The organism is Streptomyces spirodelae (assembly GCF_017676385.1).
Classification (GTDB): Bacteria; Actinomycetota; Actinomycetes; order Streptomycetales; family Streptomycetaceae; genus Streptomyces; species Streptomyces spirodelae.
In genome coordinates this window covers 100,141-117,458 of record NZ_JAFFZN010000010.1, presented here as the reverse complement: position 1 = coordinate 117,458, position 17,318 = coordinate 100,141, and the positions used below count along the sequence as shown (strand labels likewise).

Sequence of the window (17,318 nt, the reverse complement as noted above, 5' to 3'; positions counted from 1 at the left end):
GGTCTCCCCGGCATACGGCGGCTCCATTCCCTCGCCGACTACGCGAACAAAGCAGGCATCAAACCGGTCGAGCGGTCACACGGCTGAGGCGCAGGGCACGAGGCAGCCGGGGAGGGTCCGGGGGAGTGACGCGAGAACCCCGCTGGTGGACCCCGCACCGGAAAAGATGACCCCCCGGTCCGAGGGCGTCTGGTTCAGCACCCACAGGCCGATCAGCGTGGCCAGGGTGAAGACGACCGCGATGAGCACCGCGAGGACGAGTCTGCGCCGACGCTCGCGGCGCAGCCAGTCGCCGCGCGCAGTGCTGTAGGCGTCGGGGGCACCCCGCACCCCGTCCGCGAGGGCGGCCAGGGCCTCGCCCAGTTCCCTCTCCGTCCGGTCGGGACTGGTGTCGTTCATTTCCGGGCCTCCATCGCCTGGGTCAGCGCTGCGATACCGCGTGCCGTATGCGTCTTGACGGATCCGGGGGAAATGCCCATCGCAGCGGCGATCTCGCTTTCCTTCAGCCCGAGCCAGTGCCGCAGCACCAGCGCCTCACGCTGCCGGGTCGGGAGCTGCCGCAGCGTGTCGATCAGCGCACGCTGATCGTCGCGCAGCAGCGCGGTGCTCTCGGCCGAGGCGACCATCTCGTCGGGCGATCTCACGGCGTGTTTGCGCGCCATTTGCAGATGGCGTATCCGCATCCGCGTCAGGTTGCAGACCGTGGAGCGCAGGTATGCCTCAGCCGCCGCGGTGTCCCGCAGCCGTCGCCATCTGCGGTAGATCTGGTAGTAGGCCTCGGCGACCACGTTCTCCGGATCGTCGGCTCCCAGCAGCACGGCGAGCCGCAGCATCGGGGTGTAGTGCAGTTCGAACAGCCGAGCAACACCGGCCTCCCTTTCCGCGTCGGCCGGGTCGTCGATCGCGGGGGCGAGTGCCTCGGCTGGAACTGCGGGCTGCGGCACGGGCACAGGGATGCCGGATCTGTGTCTCATGGGTTGTTCGCTCCCGTCTCGGGGCGCCGCCTGACGGTCAGACGCGGGGGCAGGTCGGTGAGGTCGGCGCCGCGCGGGACGCGGAGACGTTCGAGAGCGACGCTCCCGGCGACTGCGACAGTCAGATTGAGCAGCAGCGCGACGAGTCCGACGTATATCTCCAGCGGTCCGGCAGCCGTGCCGAGTGGCACGATGGGCGAGAACCCTTCCCGCACCACGAGGAACGTCCCGGCCACCATGCCCACGCCCCACCCGGCAAGGAGGGCCCGGGGGTGCAGCCACCGGGTGTACAGCCCCACGGCCACAGCCGGGAAGATCTGCAGGATCCAGACCCCGCCGAGCAACTGGAGGTTGACGGCGTCCTGATCGCGCAGCCCGAAAACGAACGCCACCGCGCCCACCTTCGCGGTGAGCGACACCAGCTTGGCGACGCGCACCTGCCGCTTGGGCGTGGCCGTCGGATGGACGTACTCGACATAGACATTGCGGACGAAGCTGGTCGCGGCCGCGATCGACATCACCGCAGCCGGGACGAGCGCCCCCACAGTGATCGCTCCGAACACCAGCCCGGTCAGCGGACCCGGCATCAGCCGGTCCACCAGCATCGGCACGGCCGCCTCGGCCGCACCCTCCGGCGCCCGCACCCCCACCGCGAGCGCCGCGATTCCCAGGAACCCGAAGAGTGCGAGCAGCCCGGTCCACGCGGGCAGCGCCACGGCGGTCTTGCGCAGGGTGCGCGAACCGTCGGAGGCGAAGCCCGCCGTGAGAACGTGCGGATACATCAGCAGGGCGAGCGCAGAGCCCAGGGCGAGGGTGGCGTAGGCGGGCTGATGAGCGGGGCTGAGGAGCAGCGCGGAAGAACCCAGCCGCTGGGCGGCGCCCTCGAAGACCGCACCCGGACCACCGAGCCGCACCAGGACCAGCCAGGTCACGGCGGTCAGTGAGACGAAAACAGCGACTGCCTTGAGCGCGGAGATGACGGTCGGCGCCCGCAGCCCGTGTCGGTAGGTCGCCACTGCGAGCCCGGCGAACAGCGCCACCATCACCAGATCGCCGGTCGCGCCCCGCGGGTACATGTCGCCGGCTGTCAGCACCGCACGTATGCCCAGTAGCTGCAGCGCCAGATACGGCATCGTCGCGAGGATCCCGGTCAGCGCGACCACCAGGGCAAGTGGCGCGGATCCGTACCGTCCGCGCACGAAGTCGGCGACGGTGATGTAGCCGTGCCGGCGGGCCACCGTCCACAGCCGGGCCAGCAGGACGAAGACGAGCGGACAGACGAGTACCGTGTAGGGCACCGCGAAGAACGCGGGCGCGCCGTTGCCGTACGCCAGTCCTGGTACGGCGGTGAAGGTGTACGCCGTGAAGATCGTGCCGCCGAGCAGAACCCAGGTCCACAGGGGTCCAAGGCTCCGGTCGGCCAGCGCCCAGCCCTCCAGGGACGGAAGCCGGTCGTTGGGACGCAGGCGGCGCGCGGTGACCGCGAGCAGCGACGCCCCGGCGAGCACCGCGAGAAACGTCGCAGTCATGGCTGTACCGGCCATGGGTCACCGTCCTTGGTGTGCCTGTTCCCTTGCGCAAGAGTTGTACGGGCCGCCGGACCGGAGGACAGGGATCGAAATCCGCCGGAAATGTACTGTCAACCCTGCCGACGGGTGGAGAGCCCCTGCACAGACCTACAGCGGCCAGGAGAGGATCGTAGGCCATAGCGCATACGGTGCGTCACCGGCTACGGTGCGTCACGGTCACGCCATGTCGTTGATCGTGGCCCGTCGGGGGCCTGCGGCGGGCCCGCCCTGGACGCCGTGGTAAGTCGGCGCGGAGCCGAGGTCGGCCAGCACGCGCTTCTCGGTACCAGTTCGCCCAGGTGCCGGTCGCATACCTGTGCCTGCTGGCGGTGTACACGCGATGGGCCAGCGTCGGTGCTGATCCGCGCGTACCTCTCGCACGCCGCCTCAAGGGGAAGGCGGACTGACGACGCCGTTTCTACCCGCCGGGCTGGCGGTACTGCTCGGACTCGTGCGTTCTGGTGTTCACCGCTACGGCTGCCTCGGAAATCCAGGAAACCGGAAACCCGGAAACCCGAAAGGCGCCGCCGACGCCAGCGCCGCTCTGCGTCTTGCGACGAGACGGAAGGGGCGACGAGCTGATGCGCAATCCACTATTGGTCATCACCGATGCTCGTGCTCGCGGCCGGCAAGGAGACCGTCTCTCTCAGCGTTCACGGAAACCGCCGAGGAAGCGGCGAAAAAGGCCGCCCTCGGGGGCCAGCGGGGGTGACGGCGGCGGAGCAGTGGGCTGGTGGCGGGCGATCGGCTTGTCGTAGTCCGTCCGCACGATTGCGTCGACGGTCTGATCGAGGTCGAAGTCCTCGGAGCCCTCGATGGACGGCACAAAGCCGACCAAAGTCCCGTTCTGCATGACCTGTGCTTCGAGGCCCAGGGTGCCGTCCGTGTCCCAGACAGCCTCACGACCACCCTGCAGAACCACGCGCACACCGATCTGGTAGACACCTTCACGGGCCAGGTGAGCGTCTACGCCACGCTGCCGCAGCGCGTCCACGACTCGAAGCGCTCTGTTCTCATCCACGTAAACATGATAGCTCTCGCTATTGTTGTGACGCGCCGAATGCAAGGTGATGCGGGAAGTGCGTACCAGGCGTCGTGAATATCCTGGGCGAGTTCACGTGGAAACAGTGAACGCCTCCATGGTCGGGAACTGCCGAGCGTTGACTGCGTAAAGCAGCGAATCTCTTCCACGGAGTCGCCATGTCTCCAAAATGCTGCAGAAGTGTGAATCCGAGGCGATCATGGCGTCGGCCGGCCTGCGATTCGCCGATGCGAGTCGCCGAGTCGGACGCACGCGCGACGCGGTTGCGGCGACGTGAGCGAGGTGGCGCACGGCGACGGGCGGGTCCCGGTGCCTCATGCGGTGGGGCCGGGCGCGGAGGGCCGCTTGGTGGTGTCCCGCCGGGAAATGGCCTCCGCCACCTCATCAAGGGCGGAGCGCAGGAAGGCACCATATGCGTCCTGGCGGAGGTTGTGGGCGTGCTCTTCAGCCGCGTTGATGTGCTCGGTGGCCGCATCGAAGGAACCGAGTCGGCGGTAGTTGTCGGCCAGGTTGAGGTGGAGGGAGGGGTAGAACCCGGCGAGGTGGAGGCTGGCGTGGTGCTCCTGGACGCGCTGCTCGGTCATGGCGTCGGCAGCGTCCAGGGCCCGTACGTCCCAGGCGAGGGCCTGGGCAGGGTCTTCGTAGAGATCTGCCAGGTAGTGGGCGAGTGAGCAGCGGTGCAGCGGGTCGCCGGTGACGCCGATCGCCGACCACAGCTTCAGGAGCTTCTGGCGGGCGGAATGGGTGTTGCCCCCTCGGCCTTCGGTAACGGCCTGGCTGATGGCTTGCATGGTCGGGTCGGGGCAGGCGGGTGCGGCAGGCATGACGTTTTCCTCGGTGTCGTTCTCAGGCTGAGTGGTCGAACTTGACTGGCATGGCCAGGGTGGTGAGATCGCCGCGGTCGGCGGAGCGGATCGTGACGGGCTTGTCGTGTCCTCTCAGGTCGAGCAGCACGTCGGGACCGATGGCTGTGCTCACGGCGGGATAGAGCGTGGTCATCTCGAACCGGATCTGGAGAGCCCCACCCGTCACGGTGGCGGGGAGCTGAACGCCGGGGTCCTCGTCGTTCGAGGGTCGGAGGTTCACCCCCTGATCGGAGACGTGCAGTGCGACGCGTTCGCCGGGGTGTTCTTCCAGAGCGCGCAGCAGAAGATCCTTCGGAACCATCGCGCGGGTGCTGATCTCGCCCAGGGACGCGAGCATCAGCCGGTGATCGGGGAAGTCCTCGGACAGCAACCGGCAGTGCCAGTCCTCCCGCTCGGGCATGCGCAGCCAGATCCCGTGCGGTGCCGTTTCGATGCGGACCAGCGCACTGCGCCTGACCGTGGCGACAGCGGCCCGCAGGTCGTCGCCGTCGACCGTGCCGACCCACGTCTGCTGCGCCGCCCGCGCCGGCACCAGGGTCCGGGTGGAGAGCCGGTACCGGTCGGTCGCCGTCAGGGCGACCGCCTCATGATCCGCCTCGATGTGCAAGCCGGCGATCAGTGCCATCCCAGGCTCGTGCGCCGTCGCGGACAGGACCTGCTCCACCGCATCCGCGAGCACGGGCCCCTTCAGCATGGCGATCAGCAGACCGGGCACGTCACCGCCGAGCGCGGACTTGATCACGGCGGCCTTCTGCCGTGCCGTCGCCGCGTCGTCGACGATCTTGGCGACATGCTCGTCGAGCAGTCGCACTGCGTCGTCGGCCCCGGCGTCGAGGACGGCCTCGACCGCGGGGAGGGGCATGGCGATCTCGCGGAGCTGACGCAGCGCGGTCGCCCGTGCCACCTGGGCAGCGCCGTAGTAGCGGTAGCCCGAGGCCGGGTCCACTTCGGCGGGGGGCAGCAGCCCGGAGTCGGCGTAGAACCGCAACGCGCTGGGCGTCAGACCACTGCGTTGGGCAAAGACCCCGATTGGCATCAGTTCAGAATTCGGCACGTCGCCATCATTGAGCTTCAACCAACTCGAAGGTCAACATCGACGTGTTGTTCCACCGCGATGCCCTGCTGACGGCGACCGGCAGGCTGCGCCTGGCCCGGCGTGTCGTCGAGAACGGATGGCCTGGCGGCCGCAGCGAGCTGCACGTCAGCCCGATCCGGTCATCGACGTGACGAGCAAGTAGCTGGGCGCTCACGGCTCTCCCATGGGGACCGTAGTCACCGGCGCGGCTCGCGGCTTTCCCACGTGGATCGGACTCATCTGCACGCCGGCGCCATTGCCCCGGCGAACGCCGCGCTGATCACCGCGCAATCCCGTATCGAGCCGACTCTGATGAAGCCGGCAGTTTCAGGTGTTCCGGCTGCTCATGTGGACGATGATTCGCTCGTCGGGCACGCTTCGGTCTCGTCGACCGACCTCGCCGGCCGCCCGGTGGGTCCGGCTGCTGCCGGAGGGCGCCGATCCGGCGTGGACGGCGTACTGGACCGGCGGTGGAGACGGCGACCGGCACATCACCGGTCATACCGGTCATTCGGCGGGACGACGACCCGTCCGGCGGACAGCGGCAGATCGATGGGAGCGAGAGCCTGTGTGCCGTCCCACAGAACCGCTTGCAGGCACTCCTGGATCGTTCGCGGCTTCCCAGTGCAACGATCTCGATGCGTGCCGACTCCCGTAGCCCTCACGGCCGTTGGGCCGGGCAACGCGGAGGGTGCACTGCCGCAAGATCCCGCGGGGAGCGGCATCACCTGCTGGTGTTGTTAGCCGTGCATCGCATCTGGCAGAGCACGCGTTCACCCCATCGGCTCCGATGCGTGTCTCATGGCGGTGTGTCGGCGCGGTTGTGCTTGTGTGCGCGGACCTGTTCGAAGTCGGGGAGCCCGTCAAGTTGCCGTACCGCCCTTGCGGTGCGGTAGTTGCGTTCGAGCCGGGCTCTGTGCCGGTCGAGGAACGTCCAGTAGCCCACGGTGTACGGACAGGCGTGCTCGCCGACCCGGTCGCCCGGACGGTAGGAGCAGGGCCCGCACAGGTCACTCATCCGGTTCAGGTAGGCGCCCCCGGAGGTGTACGGCTTGGTGGTCATCCGGCCCCCGTCGGCGTACTGGGACATGCCGACCACGTTGGGGGCCATGACCCAGTCGTATCCGTCCACGAAGCAGCGGTGGAACCAGTCCGTGACGGCCTGCGGGTCCCAGCCCTGTTGGAGGGCGTAACTGCCGAGAACCATGAGCCGGGGGATGTGGTGTGTCCATCCGGTGTCCCGCACCTGGGCCAGTACGGTGCGCAGGCAACGGGCGCGGACCGCGTCCGCCTCCAGCTCCTGCCACCAGCCGGGCAGCGGGTCGGTATGGCGCAGGACGTTGGAGTGCCGGTACTCCTCCCCGAAGTACCAGTACAGCTGCCACACGTACTCGCGCCAGCCGGCGATCTGCCGGATGAAGCCTTCCACGCTGTTCAGCGGTGCCTGTCCGTTCCGCCATGCCGCCTCCGCCCCGTCCACGCATTCCGCCGGGTCGAGCAGGCCCAGGTTGAGCGACGAGGACAGCAGACTGTGGCTCATGACCGGGTCGTCGGCGAGCATCGCGTCCTCGTACGGCCCGAAAGTGGCCAGCCGGTGGTCGAGGAAACGCTTCAGGGCGGTGCGGGCCTCCCGTCGGGTGGCGGGGAACATTCTGGGCCCGTCGCGGCCGACGAAGGTAACGTCGCCATCCTTCTCCCACTGGTCCAGATCGCGCCGGACCTCGTCGTCGATCGCGCTCTCCTGCGGCCGGTACGGGGCGGGAACAGACAGGGTGGGAGTTCGGCGCGGAGGGGGCTCCCGGTTGTCCTGGTCGTAGTTCCACCTGCCGCCGGCCGGAGCGTCTCCGTCCATCAGCAGATCATGCCCGCGCCGCACCCACCGGTAGAAGTCCTCCTGGCGCAGCCGTTGGCCGCCTTGGCCGTCTGCCCACGCCGTGAAGTCGTCGACGGGAACCAGGAAGCCGCGCGCCGGGCCCATGGCGACTCGGGGCAGCGAACGCACGAGTCGCACGGCTGCGTACGAGGTCGGCCGGTGGACGGTGACCGTGTCGTTGGCCGCCGCCTGTGCCAGCCCCTCCCGATAGGTGTCGGCACGTACGTAGGTCACCCGGTCGCCGAGTTCGGCTGCCCGGTGGCGCATTGCGGAGAGCACGAGGTGTGCCTTGGCGCGGTGGAAGCGGCGGCGCCGGAACACTGAGCGCGCCTCGATCATCAGGAGGGGCGTGTCGCGTGTGAGGCCACTGTCCATCGAGGGGCGCAGGAAGTGGGGGCCGAGCTGATCCCCGAAAAGCCAGTGCATGATGTGTTCCCTCGTCGCGGTGCCACCGTGTGCGTACTCGGAATGCCCGGCGGCCGTGGGCCGGATGGAGGAGCGGTTGCTGGCACGTGATCGGCTGCCGTTCACTCTCGGGCAGGCGCGGTTGTCCTCGGCCCCGGTCCGTCGCGCGCTTGGAAGCCTGGTCCCCGGTGCCCCTGGACGCCACCAGGTCTCACGCTCCGCATCCCTCGCCCCACGACGCTTTCCGGCGATCGCCGGCCGAGTCCGTTCAGCTTCGTCATACCGTTCCTGTCGGTCGCCTCCGCTGTGGCGGCCTCTCACCCGCTGGCCGTCCGTCCGTGTCTCTGTCGTTCCTTCAGCAGCTTGCTCCGAGAGCCACCCGGGTCGTTTCCCGGCTCCGTCACGCCAGAGCCACCATGCATGTCGCAGCGGTGCGGCAGTTGGCAGGAGCAGGCCGCTGGGGCGGAGTGGTGGCCTCGTCCGGACGCCGCCAGGCGATTACCGCATACGCGGCGGGGGCGGTGAGTCCGCTACCCGTTCGAACCACCCGTTCAGCCGGTGAAACCGCCCGTTCAGCGGGTGGGTACCGACCCCGGAGCCGCGGACTGCTCAGACGGGCGCCTGTGGCGCTGATCGGCTCTCGGTGCGATGTCTTGGACTGTCGCGGGGGCGATGACGGTGCCGTTGTTGTCCGTCGAGGTGGTCGGCTGCGGGATGGGTGCTGCCCTACGCCGTGGAGCGGCGAGTGTCGCAAGAGCCGCCAGGGCTGCCAGTGCGAGGAGGGCGCTGACGACGGCATAGGTGTGGGAGGTTGTCGCGAGCCCGTACAGCTGGGTGGCGGCGCCCGCGGCGACGGCGGGCAGGCTCATCGCGAGGTAGCTGAGGACGTAGTAGGCGGCCAGGGTCGTGGCGCGGTCGGCCTCCTCGAGCGAGGCGAGGATCATGCGCAGCGCCCCCTGTGAGACGGCGCCGAAGGCCACGCCGGCCAGGGCCGCGCCGCCGTAGACGGCGGGCAGTCCGGCGCCGTGCAGGCCGCCCAGGGTCAGCGCGGTGGCGGGCAGCACGGTCACGCAGCCGCCGATCGCCGCGGTGGACGGCGCCGTACGCCGCAGCGTCCACACGGTGAGCGCGGCGCTGGCGCTGAGAGCGAAGAAGACCATGCCGCGAGCCGCCTGCGGCGCCTCGGGCGCCACCAGGCGCACCAGGGCCGGTCCGAGAGAGGAGTAGAAGCCGCCCAGCGCCCAGATGGCGACGACCCCGGTGCCGACGGCCAGCAGGGCGGGGCGGGCCGTGGCCGGGACACGGAGCCGTGGGCGCAGCGACCGCAGCGCACCGGCACGGCGGGCGGCCGTCTCCTCGGTGAACGTGACCGCGAGCGCCTGGGCGACGAACAGGGCGGCCAGCAGTACGTACACGGTGACGGTGGGGGCGGGGGCGAAGGCGACGAGGAGGGTGGCGGCAAGGACGCCGGTTGCCATTCCGGCGACCGGGGCGATGCTGTTGGTCAGGGCCGACCGGCCTGGGCGACGAGGATCGTCCAGGTCGAGTAGCACCGCTCCCGCGGCACTGGTGGCCGCGCCTGTGGCAACCCCTTGCAGGACCCGGGCGGCTATCAGGGGCGCCGCACTGTCCGCCGATGCCAGGACGACCATGGCGGCGGCCTCGACGAGCAGGGCTCCCGTCAGCACTGGGCGCCGCCCCAGGTGGTCGGAGAGCGCTGCGGTGGTGAGCAGGGCGAGCAGCAGAGAAAGGGCGTAGGCACTGAAGACCACCGTGACGACGAGTGCGGAGATGCCCCACCGGTCCTGGTAGAGGGGATACAGCGGCGTCGGGGCGCTGGACGCGGCCAGGAGCGCCGCCAGGATCGACGTGTCGAGCGCGAAAGCAGCCCTGCGGCTTCTCGCACGGCTCGCCGCTCCCGCATCGTCTTCCGCGCAGGTCGTGGCAGTCATGGGGGAGCGGCATGCGGGTGGTTCGGGTATCGCGGGCGGATCGGACAGGACGCTGGGCATGGGATCCCTTCCGAAGGTAAAAGCAATCCATTAGCTTTAAGTACCGTAAGGTTCGCTCGCAGCTAAAGCAAATCATTAGCTTTTATGGCTGGGGTCGCCGGTCGCCCGGTTGCCCCGGTCCGACCGGAAGAGAACGCGTATCCAGACGCCGCAGGCGCCCGTTCTGGCGCCCTCCGTCGGAAGATGCGTCTTGGGCTCTCGGCCCGGTCCCGGCCCGGTTCTCGTGGCTCGCGCCTTGGCGGAGACCCTGTTCCGTGGTATCCGCGCTTGTCGCGCCTCGGACCGTACCGGCCTCGGCCCCGGCTCCTTGTCAGGGGCCGGGGCCGAGGCCGGGGTGGGTGACGAGGTCGGGGTCAGCGTTTGCTCACCTGGGTGCGTTCGAAGGTGGTGAAGGCGGACTCCAGGTGCCACTGGGCGGCTGCCTTCGGGCTGTCGGCCAGGAGACGGCCGCATGCGCCGGCGGGCCTGCCGGTGCCGGGGCGTTCGTTCGCGCAGGCCGAGGTGGGCTGGTAGCCGTCGCGCGTCGGATTGCCGCGCCACAGGCTGCGGCCGGGGAGGAAGGCGTATTCCAGCGAGGCCCGCGCCAGGTCCTTCAGTTCGGGGTAGCGCAGCCGGTAGGTGGTGGACGCGTACTGGAACTCGCGGTCGATGTCGGTGCGGGAGATGCCCGGGTCGTCGGTGGACAGGACGACGGGCACGCCGTAGGCCCGGTAGGTGTTGAACGGGTGGTCGTCACCCTTCACGCCGAGGATCTGTGCATTGCTGGTGAGCGGCACCTCGACGGCCGTCTCCCGGCGGGCCATGGTGCGGGCCAGCTGCTGCCAGTTGTTCTCGTGGACGAGGTCGACGCCGTGGCCGATGCGCTCGGCCTTCGCCACGTTCACCGCCTCACCGATGTGGAAGGACAGATCCTCCGGCTTGACCAGCCCGGGCCACAGCTCCCCGGCGTGCAGGGTGATGTGGGCCTTCGGGTACTGCTCGCCCAGGTAGTTCAGCATCCGCATCTGGAGCCGGTAGTTGCGCAGTGCGCTCTGGCCGTCCTCGGGCTGGACGAGGTTGACGGCGACGAACCGGGGGTCGCGTTCGGCCAGCCGCAGGCCGAGTGCGATCTGGGTGAAGACGCGTTCGGGTGAACTGCCGCGGGAGACCTGCGAGATCCACCGGACGGGCAGCGTGCAGGCGCGGCGGGGGTGTGCGGTGTCGCAGCGTGCCTCGGTGCGGAACTCGGCGTTTGTACGGTCGGCGTCCTTCCGGGCCTGCGCCACCAGCCGGTCCAGCTTGCCGTCGGCGAGGAGCTTGCGGTGCATCCGTGCCGGGTCCGGGTCCCAGCCGACCTCTTCGGCGAGCTTCTTCGCGCCGTCGGAGGCGGGGGTCGCCATCGTCTCCAGGTAGGACTGGTTCTGCTGGGCCGCGTGCTCGGCGACCTCCGCGAGGAGCTTGCCCGGGTGCCGCCAGGTGACCTCGCCGAACTTGCCGAAGGCGGCGAAGAAGTGGTCGTGCCCGGACTCGCCCTGCGGGAAGTCCTCCATGGACCAGGCCCGCACCAGCTCTTTGTGGAACGCCTTGTCCGTGCGCGCGTCGGCGGCCGGGCGGGCGCCGTCCTTGCACGGCGGCTGCACCGCGGTCATCGTCTTCTTCTCGATGCACAGCCCGTCCTGCGCGGCGAGCTCGATGAGGTACTCGGTGGTGACGGCGCCGGAGAGGTGGTTGTGCAGGTCGCCGCCCTTGGGCAGCTTCCGGAAGAAGTCCCGCAGCCGGCCGGGATCATTGCGGGCGGATTCCAGATAGGCGGCGGTGCGCGCCTCGGCGGGCGTGGCGGGCGGCCGGGCGGCGGGACCGGCCTTGTCGGACCGGGCCCCGTCGGACTGGGCGGCGGCCGGCAGCGCGGACAGCGCGGTCAGCAGGCAGAGTGCGGCGGCGCCTGTCGGGTACAGCACCCGACGGCGGCCGATACGGGATCGATAAGTCACCCCAGCATGATCAACGGACCGGGCGCTGCGTGAAGGCGGTCGCAGTGACATCACTCGATCGTGGGGTTCCCTCGGAGCGGCGGGAGTCGGCGGTCAACTGACCGTGTCACGGGCCCATAGCTGACCGCGTGGCCCACTACCAGCAGAGGTCACCCCGTCCAGTTGGGCTGTTGACCACCTCTCGGACGACCACGAAGCCCGGGCCGACTGGAGAATGTTCCAGCACACCTTGGTCCGGCTACCTGCAGTTCGCAGCCCGTGGCTGCGCACAATCCTCGAGAACCTCACGCAGGGCACCTCGGCCGACCTCTTCTAACACCCCGCCCAGAATGACTTCGCGATCTTGCGGCAGGTTGACGGCTCCCGGAACCGGGTGTCCAGGCCGTCAACGGGGCCGGGCGGCTCAAACATTCGCCTGCTGACAAGATGATGCGGTGAACACGGCACACCGTGAAAACGTCCCTGTCGTACGTCCCATCACCGACGCCGATATCTCCACCTCGGTCGACGCACTTGCCCGAGCCTTCGCCGACTACCCCTTCACCCGGCACGTGATCGCCGCAGAAGGCCATGAGGAACGGGTCCGGCGTTTCCAGGAAATCTGTCTCACCCGAATCGGCATGGTGTACGGCCGCGTGTGGGTCGCCGACGAAGGGCGGGCTGTCGCCGTGTGGACCACTCCCGACGAGGATCCCTCGCCTGCTTTCGCCGAGGTCGGCCCGGTGCTCGGTGAGCTGGCCGGTGACCGGCAGGCCGCCTACGAATCCGCGGAGCAGGCTGTTTCCCCGTACCGGCCGCAGGAGCCGGCGTGGTTCCTCAATACGGTGGCCGTCTCTCCCGAAGCGCAGGGGAAGGGCCTTGGCAGCGCGGTGCTGGTTCCCGGCCTCGAGGAGGCAAGGAACGCCGGGTACCCGGCGTTCCTGGAGACCTCCAGCGAGCGGAACGTGCGGTTCTACGAGCGACTCGGCTTCCGGGTCACGGCTGCTGTCACCCTCCCCGACGGCGGCCCCCACACATGGTGCATGCGCAAGAACCCGCGCTGAGTTCTGGAATCCCTGCTGGCGACGGGGCGCACTCGGGCGGGTTCCCTCTCCGGGAATCGCAGTGCGGGCGGCGGTCGCGATCCTGACGCGGACCGGACCGGGCCGGGCCGGACCGGACCGGGCCGGACCGGGAACGGGTGAAGCAACTGCGTGATCACCAGGGGCCCTGTGGACTCCTGGAGATCACGCGGGGGCCCGCAGGCCAGCGCATAGACCCTGGCCGGTGGCGAGCCGAGTCCGGCCAGGTCATGGCCCGGCTTGCGGGACGCGTCGGCTGAGTTGAGCCGCGGGCGACCGCCCGCTCCGTTCGTGGGAACCGTAGTCGTCCGCGGCGGCTGCACGCCCGGTGCTGCATCTGCTTCGCGGCAGCTCCAACGTCCGTGCGTTCGGGTCAGCGGCGGATGAGGCCGAGGTCGGTTGCCGTGGCAACGGCGGCGGTGCGTGAGTCGACGTCGAGCTTGGCGTAGATGCGGGCCAGGTGGGACTTGACGGTGCCTTCGGTCAGGTGGAGGCGGTCGCCGATGGCATGGTTGGACAGGCCGTCGGCGACCAGGGCGAGGACTTCGGTCTCGCGCCGGGTCAGGTGGATGCCCGGGGTGCGTAGCCGGTTCATCAGCCGGTCGGCGACCGTGGGCGCCAGGGCGGTGCGTCCGGCGGCTGCGGTGCGTACGGCGGCGGCCAGGTCCTCGGGCGGGGCGTCCTTGAGGAGGTAGCCGGTGGCGCCGGCCTCGATGGCGGGCAGGGTGTCGGCGTCGGAGTCGTAGGTGGTGACGATCAGCACGTGCGGGGCTCCTGGCCGGGCAGTGATCCGGGCGGTGGCTTCGGCGCCGCCCATGCCCTTGCCGAACTGCAGGTCCATCAAGACGACGTCGATGTCGCCCTCTGCGGCGCGGGTGACGGCGTCCTCGGCAGTGGCGGCTTCAGCCATGACGACGAGGCCGGGCTCGCTTTCCAGCACGGCGCGCAGTCCGGCCCGTACGACGGGGTGGTCGTCGGCCAGGAGCAGGCGGATGGGGACTTCGTCGGTCACGGGCGGGCCTCGGGCTCGGTCTCGGCTGGCGGGGTGAGGGGCAGCTGGGCGGCCAGAGCGGTGCCGTGGCCGGGGGCGGATTCGACGGTGAGGGTGCCTTGGAGGGCTTGGGCGCGGGTGCGCATGGCGACCAGCCCGAACCCGCCGGCCTCGGGGTCGGGGGCGGGCAGGCGGGCAGGGTCGAAGCCGCATCCGTCGTCGACGACGTCGAGGGTAACGCGGTCGCCGAGGTAGCTGAGGGTGACGTCGGCGGTGGTGGCCTCGGCGTGGCGAACGGTGTTGGCCAGGGCGGACTGGGCGATGCGCAGCAGCGCGACCTCGTGCGCGGTTGCCAGCGGGGTGGGCTCACCGGTGAGGCGGAAGCGTGCGGTGAGCCGGTGCCGGGCGGAGGTCGTGGTGCACAGACGTTCCAGGGCGTCGGCCAGGGTGGTGCCTTCCAGCGTGGGTGGGGTGAGGGCGGCGACGAAGCGACGGGCCTCGGCGAGGTTGTCGACGGCCGCCTGCCGTGCCTGTTCGACGTAGTGGGCGGCGTTCTGCGGTGTGTGGGGCAGAGCTCGTTCGGTGGCGCGCAGCAGCAGTTGGATGCTGGAGAGGCCTTGGGCGAGGGTGTCGTGGATCTCGCGGGCCAGGCGGTCGCGTTCGGCCAGCACACCGGCGGTGTGCTGGGCTGCGGCCAGGTCGGCGCGGGTGGTGGTGAGCTCCTCGATCAGTTGGCGGCGGTGTTCGCTCTCCCGGTACAGAGCCTGATACCCCCGCACCACCGCGACCGCCACGGCGGCGCCGAGCGCGGGACCGATGGCCATGGCGGGGCTGAAGGAGTGCTGGTGGGCGGCGAAGCCCGCGATGGCCGCGGCGGCGGTGGCGGCCACGGCGGCCAGGCCGGCGCGGCGGGGCAGCAGGTGCAGCTGGAGGAAGTACAGCGGGAAGGCCACCCACACGGCGTCGGGGGACAGGGCCAGCAACAGCAGCCAGCAACCGCCCACCGCGGCCAGCCATAGCCCGGCGGCCCGTCGCGAGCCGCGTACGCCCGGCAGCACGGGCCCGGCCGCGTACACCAGGCCGCACGCCGCTGCCGTGGCAATGATCAATCCGACGTGGAGCCGGTCGCCGGTCACGGCCCGGCCGGCAGCCAGGGCGAGCAGTCCGATGACCATCAGGTGCAGGCACCAGGTCAGGGCCCGGGCGGTCGGGGTCAGGGCAGGGGCGACGGTGTTCATAGTGCGTCCCAGGTTACGGAGGCCGACGTCGCGGGGGCCTCCATCGAAAGTCAGAACCCGTGTGCCGTCTTTTGGTCCGCGAAGTGCCGTCCTGCGCCAGACGCGCACACAGGGGGTGGGCCGCGACGGTGGAGGCGTACCGCTTCCCCGCGGAAAGGACAGATCACGGCCGTGTTCGTCGCCTGGAGAGACCTGAAGTTCGCCAAGGGGCGCTTCGCCCTGATGGGGACCGTCATCGTGCTGATCACCCTGCTGGTCGGGCTGCTGTCCGGGCTGACGGCCGGACTGGGTCAGCAGAACATCTCCGCGATCACGGGACTGCCCGCCGACAAGATCGCCTTCCAGGCCCCCAGCGGCGGGCAGGACCTGTCGTACTCCAACTCCACCGTCGCGCAAGCGCAGTGGCAGCAGTGGGCCAAGGCGTCCGGCGTCGAAAGCGCCGAACCACTGGGGATCACCACGACCAAGGCCACCGCTGGGGGTAGGAACACCGCCGTCTCGGCCTTCGGCATCGAGCTCGGCTCCCGCCTCGCCCCCGACAGCGACAAGATCAGTGACAGAGCGGTGGTGCTGTCCACCGCAGCCGCCGACGACCTCGGCGTGCAGGTCGGCGACTCCCTCACCCTGGCAGGCCGGCAACTGGAGGTGGCTGCCGTCAAGGGCGACGCCTACTTCAGTCACACCCCCGTCGTGTGGACCAGCCTGGGCATCTGGCAGGAGACAGCGCCGGCCACCGGCAGCGGCCAGGGCCCGAGGGCCTCCGTCATCGCCCTGAGCACCACCCCCGAAGCCGATACGCAGGCCATCGACCAGCAGGTCGGCACCAGGACGGTCTCCACCGAGGACTCGCTGTCCGCGATCGGCTCCTATACGTCCGAAAACGGCTCCCTGCAGCTGATGCGCGGCTTCCTGTTCGCCATCTCCGCCCTCGTCATCGGCGCCTTCTTCACCGTCTGGACCATCCAGCGCAGCGGCGACGTCGCCGTCCTGAAGGCATTGGGCGCCTCCACCGCCAGCCTGCTCAAGGACGCCCTCGGCCAGGCCGTCGCCCTCCTCGCCGGCGGCACCCTGCTCGGCATCGGCATCGCCGCCGCCCTCGGCGCACTCGTATCCGGATCCGCCGTGCCGTTCCTCCTCACACCCGCCACCGTCCTGATCCCGGCCGCCGTGATGATCCTCCTCGGCGCTCTCGGAGCCACCCTGTCCATCCGACGCATCACCTCCGTCGACCCGCTGACCGCCTTGGGGAGCACACGATGAGCCTGTACCTGACAGACATCACCCTCACCTTCCCCGACGGCGACACCCGCCTGACCGCTCTCGACCACGTCACACTCGATGTGCCCCAGGGCAGCCTGACCGCCGTGGTCGGTCCCTCCGGCTCCGGCAAGTCCAGCCTCCTGGCCGTCGCCGCCACCCTCATCACCCCCGACGCCGGCACCGTCACCATCGACGGCACCTCCACCGTTGGCCTCACCCGCGGACAACTCACCGAACTGCGCCGCCACAAGATCGGCATCGTCTTCCAGCAGCCCAACCTGCTGCCCTCACTCACCGCCGCCGAACAACTCCAGGTCATGGCCCAGATCGACGGCCGCAAACCCCGCACCGCACGCGACCGCGCGATGGCACTCCTCGACGCCGTCGGCCTCGCCGACCAGGCAGGCCGCCGCCCTCACCAGCTCTCCGGCGGCCAGCGCCAGCGGGTCAACATCGCCCGCGCCCTGATGAACGACCCCACCGTCCTCCTGGTCGACGAACCCACCAGCGCCCTCGACCACGAACGCGGCGTCGCCGTCATCGATCTCATCACCCGCCTCACCCACCAGCAGGCCACCGCCACCGTCATGGTCACCCACGACCGCACCCACCTCACCACCGTCGACCAGATCGCCGAAATCCACGACGGACGCCTGCGCCTCCCGGCCATCACTCGCCAGTGCTCTGACCGCACAGGTTCGCCGGGTTGGCGCTTGGAGCAGTTGGAGGGGCAGCAGACAGCTGTGCCGACTGCTGGAGGTGTTGATGGCTGAGCCCTGTGCGCGATACGCAGACAGGCCGATGCGGCAACGATCCACGGCGCGAGGCGCAACGGATGGAGAGCGCTGATTGGCGCGGCGGGCTACCGCCGCCACGGGGTGCTGGGGTCTGCATGACCGGCCCAGCACCCCACGTGACCAACCCACCCGGACACCAGGCGAGACCGTGGCCCGCATCGAGTCCATGCGCCGTGAACACAAGTT

At 69.9% G+C, this 17,318-nt stretch carries 14 protein-coding genes; 3 read left to right on the top strand and 11 right to left on the bottom strand.

From position 1 onward, the window contains the following. Positions 1 to 75: 75 nt before the first annotated feature. From JW592_RS13270 to JW592_RS13230, 9 genes are all read right to left on the bottom strand, one after another. Positions 76 to 399, bottom strand: coding sequence for a hypothetical protein (locus JW592_RS13270; protein WP_209265237.1), 324 nt, complete (start codon positions 397 to 399; stop codon positions 76 to 78). Next, on the bottom strand, positions 396 to 974 hold the full coding sequence (locus JW592_RS13265; RefSeq protein WP_209265236.1) for a sigma-70 family RNA polymerase sigma factor: 579 nt from the start codon (positions 972 to 974) through the stop codon (positions 396 to 398). The genes JW592_RS13270 and JW592_RS13265 overlap by 4 nt, the downstream gene beginning before the upstream one ends. After that, positions 971 to 2,518 carry a sodium:solute symporter family protein gene (locus JW592_RS13260; RefSeq protein WP_209265235.1) on the bottom strand — a complete coding sequence of 516 codons (1,548 nt, stop codon included), beginning with the start codon at positions 2,516 to 2,518 and terminating at the stop codon, positions 971 to 973. The genes JW592_RS13265 and JW592_RS13260 overlap by 4 nt, the downstream gene beginning before the upstream one ends. 670 nt (positions 2,519 to 3,188) lie before the next feature. Continuing rightward, positions 3,189 to 3,563, bottom strand: a complete 375-nt coding sequence (locus JW592_RS13255) for a hypothetical protein (protein ID WP_185015900.1) — start codon at positions 3,561 to 3,563, stop codon at positions 3,189 to 3,191. Between the two features lie 335 nt (positions 3,564 to 3,898). Further along, positions 3,899 to 4,408, bottom strand: a complete 510-nt coding sequence (locus JW592_RS13250; RefSeq protein WP_209265234.1) for a hypothetical protein — start codon at positions 4,406 to 4,408, stop codon at positions 3,899 to 3,901. A gap of 22 nt (positions 4,409 to 4,430) precedes the next feature. Further along, complete coding sequence (locus JW592_RS13245; protein ID WP_209265233.1) at positions 4,431 to 5,504, bottom strand: DNA polymerase III subunit beta family protein; 1,074 nt, start codon at positions 5,502 to 5,504, stop codon at positions 4,431 to 4,433. An 820-nt stretch (positions 5,505 to 6,324) separates the two neighbouring features. Next, positions 6,325 to 7,824 carry a cryptochrome/photolyase family protein gene (locus tag JW592_RS13240; protein WP_209265232.1) on the bottom strand — a complete coding sequence of 500 codons (1,500 nt, stop codon included), beginning with the start codon at positions 7,822 to 7,824 and terminating at the stop codon, positions 6,325 to 6,327. A gap of 551 nt (positions 7,825 to 8,375) precedes the next feature. Beyond that, positions 8,376 to 9,755, bottom strand: coding sequence for an MFS transporter (locus tag JW592_RS13235; protein WP_209265231.1), 1,380 nt, complete (start codon positions 9,753 to 9,755; stop codon positions 8,376 to 8,378). Between the two features lie 413 nt (positions 9,756 to 10,168). Then, entirely contained in the window at positions 10,169 to 11,836 is a 1,668-nt protein-coding gene (locus JW592_RS13230) for an adenosine deaminase family protein (RefSeq protein ID WP_372446502.1), read from the bottom strand. A gap of 383 nt (positions 11,837 to 12,219) precedes the next feature. On the opposite strand from JW592_RS13230, the gene JW592_RS13225 reads away from it, so the two are divergent. Then, a complete protein-coding gene (locus JW592_RS13225; RefSeq protein ID WP_307805399.1) occupies positions 12,220 to 12,828 on the top strand; it encodes a GNAT family N-acetyltransferase in 609 nt (202 codons plus the stop codon). Between the two features lie 391 nt (positions 12,829 to 13,219). On the opposite strand, the gene JW592_RS13220 is transcribed toward JW592_RS13225, so the two are convergent. Continuing rightward, positions 13,220 to 13,858, bottom strand: coding sequence for a response regulator (locus JW592_RS13220; RefSeq protein ID WP_209265230.1), 639 nt, complete (start codon positions 13,856 to 13,858; stop codon positions 13,220 to 13,222). Continuing rightward, on the bottom strand, positions 13,855 to 15,075 hold the full coding sequence (locus JW592_RS13215) for a sensor histidine kinase (RefSeq protein ID WP_209265229.1): 1,221 nt from the start codon (positions 15,073 to 15,075) through the stop codon (positions 13,855 to 13,857). Before JW592_RS13215 ends, JW592_RS13220 begins: the two co-directional genes overlap by 4 nt. 171 nt (positions 15,076 to 15,246) lie before the next feature. Here JW592_RS13215 and JW592_RS13210 point away from each other — a divergent pair, with 171 nt between their 5' ends. Together JW592_RS13210 and JW592_RS13205 are read left to right on the top strand one after the other, a co-directional pair. Next, on the top strand, positions 15,247 to 16,335 hold the full coding sequence (locus JW592_RS13210) for an ABC transporter permease (protein ID WP_209265228.1): 1,089 nt from the start codon (positions 15,247 to 15,249) through the stop codon (positions 16,333 to 16,335). Continuing rightward, positions 16,332 to 17,108: an ABC transporter ATP-binding protein gene (locus tag JW592_RS13205; RefSeq protein WP_229375893.1), complete on the top strand. Its 777-nt coding sequence runs from the start codon at positions 16,332 to 16,334 to the stop codon at positions 17,106 to 17,108. The genes JW592_RS13210 and JW592_RS13205 overlap by 4 nt, the downstream gene beginning before the upstream one ends. Positions 17,109 to 17,318 lie beyond the last annotated feature (210 nt).